The following is an 11,698-nucleotide window of genomic DNA, read 5'->3' as shown; positions in this document are numbered from 1 at the left end:
TGCAAACACAACATCATACTTAAGAATCTGAAACTCATTAACTAGTAAAGAATGACCAATCATTAAGTATGCGCCCATTCTAGGGAGCTGCTTGTGAAGAAACAAACAATTTTTTTTTATCTATCGCATAAAAAAAACTAATAACAAAAGAAATAAATGCTAACAGCAAGTTTTTACACTGGATATTAAATTATGGTTAAACGTTTGCCTCCCTTAAATGCTCTGAAAGCTTTCGATTCAGCTGCCAGACATTTAAGTTTCACAAAAGCTGCAGAAGAGTTATTTGTCACTCAAGCAGCGGTCAGTCATCAAATAAAAATTTTAGAAGATTTTTTAGGAATAGAACTTTTTTTGCGCAAAAATCGTACACTTGAACTCACTGAGGCAGGAAAAATTTATTTTTTTGATGTACACAATATATTAAAAAAACTAATGGATGCCACCGAAAAATTAACTAAAAATAAAGGGCAAAGTGTTTTATCAATGAATATCCCGCAAACTTTCGGTATGCAATGGTTAGTACCACAATTAAGTGAGTTTAATCGTCTTTATCCCGATATTGATGTGCGTATCAATGGTGTTGATCACGATGAAGGCTTATTGACTCGAGAAGTTGATATTGCTGTTTATTATGGTAAAGGTGATTGGCAAGGGCTTACCGTTGAACGCTTAAAAGAAGCTCGCTTATTAATTTTAGCTGCACCGAGTTTATTACAACGACAACCTATTTTACAGCCTGACGATTTGCGTCAGCACACGCTATTACACGTCCATAATCGTGATAATTGGCAACGAGCATTAAATGCTTTACAGCTAGATGGTATTGATTTGCAACACAATCCTGTATTCAGCCACACTTTTATGGCGTTACAAGCGGCTATTCATGGACAAGGCATTGTATTAGCTAATGAATTGTTAGCACAGAAAGAGATCACACAAGGAAATCTCCAAGAAGTGTTAAATTTACAACTCAAAGATCCAAAATCCTTTTATGTGGTTTATCATTCTGATCGTGAAAATGATCAAAAGATCAAAGCCTTTCGTGATTGGTTAATTTCATTAATCTAAGGAAATAACAATAATGATGTTTAAACGTTTTTTGATTTTGACTGCTATTAGCGGTTTTTTCTGTGTCGCTTTTGGCGCCTTCGCTTCCCATGTACTTACTAAACAGCTTTCAGCCGAGGCGATTAACTGGTTAGAAACTGGCTGGCGTTATCAAGTCTTTCATACTTTAGCGCTCTATTTTATGACTATTCTATTACAGCTTACACAAATCGATGCCAATTGGCGTAAAAAAGCGGCTATCAGTGGTTATTGTTGGATCGTCGGTATTGTATTATTTTGTTTTAGCCTATACTGTCTAGCCATCACTGGAAATCATAGCTTAGCGCATCTCACCCCCATTGGCGGTGTCTTCTTTTTATTAGGTTGGGGAAATCTCTGCTATCTTGGGATTCGTTATCGCTGTGTTCACACCTCAACAGAGAAATAAGAGGGTTATGATGACAAATCAATTAATCTTATATTGTCGTGCTGGCTTTGAAAAAGAGATGGCAGCAGAAATCAATGATAAAGCGATCAATTTAGGTGTCTATGGTTTTGCACGTACCGAACTAAATAGTGCTTTTGTCATTTTTGAGTGTAGCAATACCTCTGATATACAACTATTAATTGAACATATCCGTTTTAACTCTTTGATCTTTTGTCGGCAATGGTTTGCTGCGTTTCCTGCATTAACTTTTGCCTCTACCGCAGATCGTATTTCCCCCATTATGGATCTGTTGACTCATAGCCAACTTGATCTTAATGCAATGACTGAAGTATGGGTTGAAACAGCTGATACCAATCAAGCAAAAGAGTTATTACCATTTTGCCGTAAATTTACGGTACCGCTACGTCAACAGCTAAAACAAGCGGGTTATCTAACAGGCAAAAAAAGTTCTGCCAAACCTTTTACTTTGCACCTCTTTTTTACTCATTCTGATCGTTGCTATATTGGTTATTCTTATAACGATAACCACTCACCAGATTTTATGGGGATTAAACGCTTGCGTTTTCCTGCGGCAGCACCTAGCCGTTCAACTTTAAAATTAGAAGAGGCGATAAAAACATTTTTAACCGCTAAAGAAGAAGCTGCTCGTCTAACCGAGCAACAATATGCCGTTGATTTAGGTGCTTGCCCTGGCGGTTGGACTTATCAATTAGTACGTCGTGGTATTTTTGTGTATGCTGTCGATCATGGCAAAGTAGCTGAATCTTTACAAGAAACTGGGCGGGTAGAACATTGCCCTGAAGACGGTTTTAAATTCCAACCACCGAAAAAACGCAAAATTGATTGGCTAGTTTGTGATATGGTGGAACAACCAATTCGCATTGCTGAATTAATTGCAAAATGGTTAGTAAATGGTTGGTGTCGAGAAACGATTTTTAATCTGAAATTACCGATGAAAAAACGTTTTCTTGAAGTACAAAAATGTATCTTTTTGATCGAAGAAAAATTAGTTGATGCTGGACTGGATTACCAAATCCAAGCGAAGCATCTCTATCATGATCGTGAAGAAATTACTGTACATATCTATATAAAATCAAACTGATAAGGAAAGAATATGACTTTAAGAATTGCTGTCGTTGGCGCAGGCGGACGTATGGGACGCCAATTAATTCAAGCTGTAAGTAAAGCGGAAGGGGTAAAACTTACTGCTGCTTGCGAACGTGTTGGTTCAAGTTTAGTTGGCAGCGATGCTGGCGAGCTGGCTGGTATTGGACATAATGGTGTCACAGTAACGGATAATCTTGCCAATAGCATTGATCAATTTGATCTTGTCATTGATTTTACTCGTCCTGAGGGAACACTCGATCATCTAGCACTTTGCGTGCAACATCATAAAAAGATGGTGATTGGTACTACTGGCTTTGATGAACAGGGTAAATTAGCTATTCAACAAGCAGCAGAACAAATCGGGATTGTATTCGCTTCCAATTACAGCGTTGGTGTGAACTTAGTATTCAAATTATTAGAAAAAGCTGCCAAAGTAATGGGTGATTATTGTGATATTGAAATCATCGAGGCACATCACCGCCATAAAGTTGATGCCCCATCTGGCACAGCATTATCAATGGGTGAACATATTGCCAAAGCTATGGGGAAAGATCTTAAACAACACGCTGTTTATGCTCGTGAAGGCATCACAGGTGAACGCAAACAAGATCAAATTGGTTTTGCTACTATTCGTGCAGGCGATGTTGTCGGTGAACATACCGTCTGGTTTGCTGATGAAGGTGAGCGTGTAGAAATTGCTCATAAAGCCTCTAGCCGTATGACCTTTGCCAATGGTGCAGTACGCGCTGCTAAATGGTTAGCTCATCATAATAAAGGGCTTTTTGATATGACAGATGTGTTAGATCTTAATTCGTTATAGGAACTTTTTCATCCTATTATATATTCTCTCATCTTAACCCTCTTCACCGTTTGAAGAGGGTTTTATTATCACATCATCTCAATTTCCTATTGCCATCTCACTATTTTCACCGCATAATCAAAAGTATCATTAAATGATACAAGAGGTGTGCGATGAGATTAGAGATCAAACAATGGGGAAATAGTAAAGCTATTCGTTTGCCAAAAGATTTTATCAGTCAAGTAAACCTAGATATGGGAGATTTTTTAGAGTTAAAACAAATTGATGGTAATACCATTACATTGGAAATTATCTCAAACAAAGCAAAAAATAACCAAACAAGACTAACGCTAGCTGAAAGAATTGCGTTAACACAAGGTGAACTACCTGTGCTGAGTGATTGGGATACAATGCCTTCAGTTGGAGATGAATTGTGATGAAAATAAACTTTGATCGTGGAGATATTGTCTTAATCGATTTTGATCCTTCTTTAGGTGGTGAAATTAAAGGTAGTCGTCCTGCTTTAGTTATTAGCTCTAAAGATTTTCATAAACTTGGTTTTGCATTAATTTGTCCTATTACACAAGGTGCATCTTTTACCGCACGCAACAACGGTTTTGCTGTACCTCTATCAGGAACAGGTTGTACAACTAATGGTATTGTCGTTGCTTACCAAGCCAGAATCGTCGATTACCGCCAACGTAATATCAAACGTATTGAAAAAGCGCCTGATTATATTACTAATGAAGTACAAGATATTATTGATGCAATTGTTCACGACTAGCTACCAGTTTATATTCGGTCTGATTTGTTCCACTTTCGATTTCTGCTATAATTTGCGCGTTTAACCGTAACTCAAATAGGATAAATTATGGGATTTTTAACTAATAAACGTATTTTAATCGCTGGCGTTGCTAGCAATCGCTCGATCGCTTACGGTATTGCACAAGCAATGCATCGCGAAGGCGCAGAACTTGCCTTCACTTATCAAAATGACAAATTAAAAGGTCGTGTTGAAGAGTTTGCTAAAGAACTTGGTTCTTCAATTGTTATTCCATGTGATGTGGGTACTGATGAAAGTATCGAAAACTGTTTTGCTGAATTACACAAACATTGGGATAAATTTGACGGTTTTGTTCATGCTATTGCTTTCGCACCAGGTGATCAATTAGATGGTGATTATGTTAATGCTGTAAATCGTGAAGGTTTCCGCATTGCACACGACATCAGTGCATACAGTTTCGTGGCAATGGCAAAAGCAGCACGTCCAAATCTTAATCCTGGTTCAGCATTAGTTACGCTTTCTTATTTAGGTGCAGAACGCGCTATTCCTAACTATAACGTAATGGGTTTGGCAAAAGCCTCACTTGAAGCTAACACTCGCTATATGGCATCAGCAATGGGTAAAGAAGGCATTCGTGTTAATGCAATTTCCGCTGGCCCAATTCGTACATTAGCCGCTTCAGGCATTAAAAACTTTAAGAAAATGTTAGGTCATTTTGAAAATACCGCACCACTTCGTCGTACTGTTACCATCGAAGATGTTGGTAATACCGCAGCATTCTTATGTTCAGATCTTGCCGCAGGTATCACTGGTGAAGTAGTACACGTTGATGCAGGTTTCAGTACTGTCGCAATGAGCGAATTAGACCTCGCATAATATTAGCTTTAGTTTCGCTCCGTCCCTACGGAGCGAATTTTTTTGTTTTTTAATTGGATAAGGTATGTTCCAAGATAATCCTCTCCTCAGTCAACTCAAACAACAAATTCGCGATAGTAAACCTCATATTGAAGGCGTTGTAAAAGCAACCGATAAAGCATATGGCTTTTTAGAAGGCGAAAAGAAAAGTTACTTTATTCCGCCACAAGCAATGAAAAAAGTCATGCATGGCGACAAAATTAAGGCTGTTATTGAAACAGTTGGTGATAAAGAGCAAGCCGAACCTGACAGCTTAATTGAACCGATGCTGACACGCTTTATCGCTAGAGTACGTTTCAATAAAGATAACAAATTACAACTACTAGTCGATCATCCAAATATCAAGCAAAGTATTTCAGCTAATGTTCACAAAAAAGTCACTGAAACTTTAGCGAATGGTGATTGGGTAGTCGCAGAGCTGAAAACACATCCATTACGCGATGATCGTTTTTTCTTTGCACAAGTAACACAATTTATCTGTCATCAAGATGATCCAAAAACCGCTTGGTGGGTAACTTTAGCTCGCCATCAACAACCTCGCACTGTCGTTGCTGGTTTAACTACCTATCCGTTTGAAGAAACTGAAATTCGACAAGATCTTACCGCATTAGATTTCGTAACGATTGACTCAGAAACTACTGAGGATATGGACGATGCGTTATTTATCACGCCAATAGTGCAAGAGGGAACGCAAACTGGATGGAAACTAGCAGTGGCAGTAGCCGATCCAACCGCCTATATTCCATTGGATTCACAAATTGAAACAGATGCCAAACAACGTTGTTTTACCAACTATTTGCCAGGTTTTAATATTCCAATGCTGCCACGAGAACTCTCTGACGATCTCTGCTCATTGGTTGAAGGCGAAAAACGCCCTGCATTAGTTTGCTTTATCGAAACAGATCTACAAGGTGCAGTCATTGCTGAACCAACTTTTACGTTGGCATGGATCTGTTCTAAAGCAAAATTAGCTTATGATGCGGTTTCCGATTATTTAGAACAATTACCAAATGCGTGGCAACCGAGCAATGATACGGTAAAAGATCAAATCGAAGCATTACATCAATTCAGTCTTGCTAGAATTACTTGGCGCCAGCAACATGCGATTTTGTTTAAAGATCGCCCTGACTATAACTTTATTCTCGCAGACGATGGTGCAATAACTGAAATTCGTGCTGATTATCGTCGTATTGCCAATCGTATTGTTGAAGAATGTATGATTATTGCCAACACTTGTGCAGCGCAATTCCTAACGGCACATCAAGCAGCCGGTATTTTCAACACTCACAGTGGTTTTGATAAGAAATTCTTACCGGCAGCAAGCCAATTCTTATTAAATCATTTAGCCAATGAACAAAATCAAACTGAATTGAGTCAACGTTATAGTGTAGAAACGCTAACAACTTTAGCTGGTTATTGCCAAATGCAGCACGATCTTGACCAACAACCGCAAGAGTATTTGGAAACTCGTTTACGCCGTTATCTAACTTTTGCCGAGTTTAAAGCAGAAGCTGCACCACACTTTGGTTTAGGGTTAAACGCTTATGCGACTTGGACTTCACCAATTCGTAAATATTGCGATATGGTCAATCATCGCGTAATTAAAGCAATTTTAAGCCAGCAACCTTTACCACAAGTCGAAGAGAACGTGTTAGTGCGTTTACAAGAAGCGAGAAAACAAAATCGTCTAGTCGAACGTGATATTGCTGATTGGTTGTATTGTATCTATCTTGCGGATAAAGTTGCTGAAAAAACTGTTTATCAAGCACAAATTGTTGATATTACGCGTGGTGGTTTACGAGTACAATTAATCGAAAATGGCGCTAGTGTTTTTGTACCAATGTCGTTATTACACGACAAAAAAGAGGAAATTGAAGTCAATAGTGATGATATTGCTCTCTATATTCAAGGTAAGCGTCATTATCAACTTGCTGATATTCTCTCTATCCAGTTAATTGAAGTAAATCTTGAAACTCGCAGCATTGTTGGTACGCCAGCAAGTGAACAATAGTTTTAGACGCAAAAAACCTCTTCAAAATTGGAGAGGTTTTTTATCAGCAATACAACACTAGTTAAAGAAATAAAAAGCTAGTACTACCTAAACATTACATAAAATACAAACTAATCAGCGAAAAAGATAGTTGCACCCTGTTCTGCGGAAGAAACATTCTTTCTAAACAACGTAAACAACTCTCTGCCCGATAATTGATATTCTGCGGATAAATCAACAGTAACCGCTTGACGGCCTTGTAGATCTGTTAAACAACGCAATACTCCAGCTTCCGCATCAATTTCCACCATATCACCAGATTGCAGATAAGCTAATGGACCACCTTGATAAGATTCTGGCGATACATGAATAATTGACGGCACTTTACCTGATGCACCTGAAAGTCTGCCATCTGTTACTAATGCGACTTGGAAACCTTGCTCCATTAAATTACCAAGAATCGGCATTAATTGGTGTAACTCTGGCATCCCACGTGCTGCAGGTCCACTATTGCGCACCACAATCACTGCATTTTGTTGTAACTGACCTTGTTTATAAGCAGCAACAACCTCTTCTTGCTCTTCAAAAACTAATGCTGGTGCGATGATTTTACGATGTTCCGGTGCCACTGCACTGATTTTCACTACACCACGTCCTAAATTACCATCAACAACTTTTAGACCACCTTGTGCACTAAACTCGCAACCTGCTTTAGCAATAACATTTTCATCGGCACTTTCTCCTACTGGTTGATAAACCAGCTTACCATCCACCAAAGTTGGTACAGTTAAATAATCCTCCATTGAACCATAAATAGGCGTTGCGTCCATATGCAATAAACCACGTTCTGACAAGCGTTTTAATAATAGTGGCACACCACCAGCTTGATGAAACTCATTCACATCAGCTGGACCATTCGGATAAACTTTTGCCAATAATGGAACAACATTAGACAATTCAGCAAAATCATCCCAATTAATAATAAATCCTGCTGCTCGTGCTACTGCTACCATATGCATCGTATGGTTAGTACTGCCGCCTGATGCTAATAACGCCACCAAGCCATTTACCAAACTCTTTTCATCAACTACTTTAGCTAGTGGACGGAAATCACTGCCATTACTGCTAATTTTTACCATTTGTTTACTGATTAATTCAGTTAATAATGGGCGCAATGGACTATTCACCGGAACAAACGCCGATCCAGGCAACATTAATCCCATAGCTTCAAACACTAACTGATTGGTGTTGGCTGTACCATAGAAAGTACAAGTACCATTACTGTGATAAGCCGCATTTTCCATTTCTTGTAATGCGTCTTTACCCAATTTCCCAGCAGCATATTGCTGACGAATTGCCACCTTCTCTTTATTAGAAATCCCAGTAGTCATCGGTCCTGATGGCACAAACGCCGTTGGTAAATGCCCAAATGATAATGCCCCCATCAATTGTCCCGGCGCAATCTTATCGCAAATTCCTAATAACAAAGTGGCATCAAACGTATTGTGACTAAGGCCAATTACGGTTGCTTGTGCAATTAAATCACGAGAAAAGAGTGAAAGATCCATTCCCTCTTGCCCTTGCGTAATCCCATCACACATCGCAGGAACACCCGCCGCCACCTGTGCAGAGTGTCCTAAATCTGCCAACACTTGTTTAATTTGAGCTGGATAATCAAGATATGGTGCATGAGCACTTAACATATCGTTATAAGCCGAAACAATCCCTACATTGATAGTCGTAAAATCTAGAATTGTTTTTTTCTGTGCAGGGCAGCAAGTTGCCACTGTATGCGCCAAATTACCACAGCTTAAATGCGCTCGGCTTTTACCTTGCTGTAATTGTTGTTCAATTCGTTGCAAATAACGCTGGCGTGTTGCTTGGCTACGTTGTGCAATGCGTTGCGTAATTTTAGTAATAACAGGATTCATAAATGCCTACTTAATTAATCTAAAAACGGTTTAATCGCAGCAACACAACGAGCGACGACAGTTTCAAAAGGTGCATCAATATCAATATGAATCACATCAGTTTCATCTGCTTGCGGTTCTTCTAAGGTCGCAAATTGGCTTTTTAACATATCCACTTTCATATAATGCCCTTTGCGTTTTTGCATTCTTGATAACACCAAATCAAAATCCCCTTGCAAATAAATGAATTTCACATCTTTATTACCTTCACGAATTTGATCACGATATTTTTTCTTCAACGCTGAACAGATAATGATCCCTTTTTCCGATTTTTGTTCTAAGCTAAACGCCGCATCACGAATACGTTCTAACCATGGTGCACGATCTTCATCATTTAATGGTTGTCCCTCACGCATTTTGATGATGTTAGCGCGTGGATGAAGATCATCGCCATCAATCAATTTCATTCCTAATTGTTTAACGATTTCTGTACCAACACTAGTTTTACCTGTGCTTGATACTCCCATAAGAATAAAACTTTTACCTATTGACATAACACACCTCATAATATGGTTGTAGCTCTTGAAATTGGCGTCATATTATCAATGTTATCGGTAACAATCAATCAACAAATTAATTTTCATTAAATTTCTGTGATCTGAATCAATAAATCAAAAAACAGAATAAAAACTACTCAAAAAGAATAAAAAATATACTAAAATTGGAAAAATAATATGATCTAGATCTCACTTTTAAAAAATTTAATCTATTCCCTCTTTTATTTTTTGTGGTTATCGGTAACATTTAGCCAACCAAAAATTTCTACTCTTACTTGAGTACCTATTTTTAAATTAAAACTTCATTCGGAGGATTCTCTATGGCTCACGATGCAACTTCATTACTGCTCATTGCAATCTGTGCAGTAATCGCATTATTGATCTTAATTATGCGCTTTAAAATTCATGCTTTTGTCGCACTTACCTTAGTCAGCTTATTAACAGCATTAGCGACAGGCACACCATTTTCAAAAATCGTACCAACTATGCTAACCGGTTTTGGTAATACCTTAGCTTCCGTTGCATTATTGGTTGGTTTAGGTGCAATGATTGGTCGTTTACTCGAAATTACCGGCGGCGCGAAAGTGCTTGCTGACACCTTAATCGATAAATTTGGTGAAAAACGAGCTCCATTTGCACTAGGCGTCGCTTCATTATTATTCGGTTTTCCAATCTTTTTTGATGCTGGTTTAGTGGTAATGTTACCGATAATCTTTAGTGTTGCGAAACGTTTTGGTGATTCAACCTTAAAATATGCGTTCCCTGCTGCAGGTGCGTTTGCTGTTATGCACGCATTCCTACCGCCACATCCAGGTCCAGTCGCATCAGGTGAATTACTTGGTGTAAATATGGGATTATTAGTTATTGTCGGTTTAATTACCGCTATTCCTACTTGGTATATTGGTGGTTATCTTTATGGTCAATTCATCGGTAAACGTATCCATATTCCACTTCCAACTACTTTCTTAAGCAAAAATGTTGTTTCTGAAACTGCTAATTTAGAAGTTCCAAGCTTTGGTAACGTGTTGTTTATCCTACTATTACCACTTTGTTTAATCTTCTTAGATACTGGATTAAATACGCTTAGCACTATTAAAGCGATTGATGGCTCACAAACTTGGGTAGAAATACTCAGAATGTTAGGTAAAACTCCAGTTGCTTTATTGATTACTCTTTTAGTTGCTATCCTATTATTAAAAGGACAACATACTAAAGAACAAATCGAAAAACTTTGCGACAGTGCTTTAGGTCCAATCTGCTCTATCGTATTAGTCACTGGTGCTGGTGGTATGTTTGGTGGTGTGTTACGTGCAAGCGGTATCGGCGATGTATTAGCAGCAACCCTTTCTAACACAGGTTTACCAGTCATTGTTGCGGCATTTGTTATCTCAACGTGTTTACGTGTTGCTCAGGGTTCTGCAACTGTAGCCTTAACCACAACAGCGGCATTAATGGCACCAACCATTGCCGCAACTCCGGGATTAAGCCAATTTGACCTTTGCTTTATCGTGATTTCTATTGCATCAGGTGCAACAGTATTATCACACGTAAACGACTCTGGCTTCTGGTTAATTAGCCGTTTCCTTGAAATGGATACCAAAACCACTTTTAAAACTTGGACAGTATTAGAAACTGTCTTAGGGGTTGTAGGCTTCACTATCGTATCTATTGCAAGTATCTTCCTATAATTTAGGATTTAAAATAAAATAACGTTGGCAGCAGGCATAGCGAAAGCTATGCCTGTTTTCTTTGATTAGAATATTAACTGATAGGCAATTCTTATGTTCGCATACCTCTTTCCATTACTTTTATTAGTTGTTTCAAACTGTTTTATGACGCTTGCTTGGTATAGTCATTTAAAATTCTTACACAATGCACCTATATGGCAAGCAGTCTTATTTGGATGGTTTATTGCTTTGTTGGAATACAGTTTTATGATTCCTGCAACTCGCTTCTTAGCAGCACAAGGTTTTTCCTTCGGGCAGCTTAAAATTACCCAAGAGGTTATTACCTTAATTGTTTTTGTACCGTTTTTAATTTGGTTCTTTAAACAACCATTTAAACTCGATTATCTTTGGGCTGGTTTATGTTTATGCGGCTGCGTTTACTTTGTTTTCCGTAGTTAATACGATTTTTCCTTT

12 protein-coding genes are annotated in these 11,698 nt (G+C 38.3%); 10 read left to right on the top strand and 2 right to left on the bottom strand.

Translation table 11 applies throughout. The features are described from left to right. Window positions 1–192 precede the first annotated feature (192 nt). The 8 genes from NYR30_RS02145 to rnb all read left to right on the top strand — a co-directional run bounded on the left by NYR30_RS02145 (window position 193) and on the right by rnb (window position 7,111). Window positions 193–1,068 (top strand): transcriptional regulator GcvA, encoded by an 876-nt coding sequence (locus NYR30_RS02145; RefSeq protein WP_066112665.1) that lies wholly within the window; start codon window positions 193–195, stop codon window positions 1,066–1,068. 13 nt (window positions 1,069–1,081) lie between these two features. Next, window positions 1,082–1,495 (top strand): DUF423 domain-containing protein, encoded by a 414-nt coding sequence (locus NYR30_RS02140; RefSeq protein WP_231923825.1) that lies wholly within the window; start codon window positions 1,082–1,084, stop codon window positions 1,493–1,495. 10 nt (window positions 1,496–1,505) lie between these two features. Next, complete coding sequence (gene rlmM, locus NYR30_RS02135) at window positions 1,506–2,597, top strand: 23S rRNA (cytidine(2498)-2'-O)-methyltransferase RlmM (protein WP_066112662.1); 1,092 nt, start codon at window positions 1,506–1,508, stop codon at window positions 2,595–2,597. A 12-nt stretch (window positions 2,598–2,609) separates the two neighbouring features. Next, entirely contained in the window at window positions 2,610–3,422 is an 813-nt protein-coding gene (gene dapB, locus NYR30_RS02130; RefSeq protein WP_302501773.1) for a 4-hydroxy-tetrahydrodipicolinate reductase, read from the top strand. A 152-nt stretch (window positions 3,423–3,574) separates the two neighbouring features. After that, window positions 3,575–3,838: an AbrB/MazE/SpoVT family DNA-binding domain-containing protein gene (locus NYR30_RS02125; RefSeq protein ID WP_066107170.1), complete on the top strand. Its 264-nt coding sequence runs from the start codon at window positions 3,575–3,577 to the stop codon at window positions 3,836–3,838. After that, complete coding sequence (locus tag NYR30_RS02120; RefSeq protein ID WP_066112659.1) at window positions 3,838–4,185, top strand: type II toxin-antitoxin system PemK/MazF family toxin; 348 nt, start codon at window positions 3,838–3,840, stop codon at window positions 4,183–4,185. The genes NYR30_RS02125 and NYR30_RS02120 overlap by 1 nt, the downstream gene beginning before the upstream one ends. 87 nt (window positions 4,186–4,272) lie before the next feature. Further along, window positions 4,273–5,061, top strand: coding sequence for an enoyl-ACP reductase FabI (fabI, locus tag NYR30_RS02115; protein ID WP_066107164.1), 789 nt, complete (start codon window positions 4,273–4,275; stop codon window positions 5,059–5,061). Window positions 5,062–5,125: 64 nt separating this feature from the next. After that, window positions 5,126–7,111, top strand: a complete 1,986-nt coding sequence (gene rnb, locus NYR30_RS02110; protein ID WP_066112658.1) for an exoribonuclease II — start codon at window positions 5,126–5,128, stop codon at window positions 7,109–7,111. 110 nt (window positions 7,112–7,221) lie between these two features. On the opposite strand, the gene edd is transcribed toward rnb, so the two are convergent. Together edd and NYR30_RS02100 are read right to left on the bottom strand one after the other, a co-directional pair. Next, the gene (edd, locus tag NYR30_RS02105; protein WP_066112656.1) at window positions 7,222–9,021 is read right to left on the bottom strand and encodes a phosphogluconate dehydratase; all 1,800 of its coding nucleotides are present in this window, start codon (window positions 9,019–9,021) and stop codon (window positions 7,222–7,224) included. 14 nt (window positions 9,022–9,035) lie between these two features. After that, window positions 9,036–9,554: a gluconokinase gene (locus tag NYR30_RS02100; RefSeq protein ID WP_066107157.1), complete on the bottom strand. Its 519-nt coding sequence runs from the start codon at window positions 9,552–9,554 to the stop codon at window positions 9,036–9,038. A gap of 323 nt (window positions 9,555–9,877) precedes the next feature. On the opposite strand from NYR30_RS02100, the gene NYR30_RS02095 reads away from it, so the two are divergent. Together NYR30_RS02095 and NYR30_RS02090 are read left to right on the top strand one after the other, a co-directional pair. Beyond that, on the top strand, window positions 9,878–11,245 hold the full coding sequence (locus tag NYR30_RS02095; RefSeq protein ID WP_302501771.1) for a GntP family permease: 1,368 nt from the start codon (window positions 9,878–9,880) through the stop codon (window positions 11,243–11,245). 93 nt (window positions 11,246–11,338) lie between these two features. Beyond that, the gene (locus tag NYR30_RS02090; protein WP_066112653.1) at window positions 11,339–11,683 is read left to right on the top strand and encodes a DMT family protein; all 345 of its coding nucleotides are present in this window, start codon (window positions 11,339–11,341) and stop codon (window positions 11,681–11,683) included. Window positions 11,684–11,698 lie beyond the last annotated feature (15 nt).

This window comes from Gallibacterium salpingitidis, from assembly GCF_030517105.1.
GTDB classification, from domain to species: domain Bacteria; phylum Pseudomonadota; class Gammaproteobacteria; order Enterobacterales; family Pasteurellaceae; genus Gallibacterium; species Gallibacterium salpingitidis.
The sequence above is the reverse complement of the archived record's forward strand: the minus strand, read 5'-3'. Positions and strand labels throughout refer to the sequence as shown.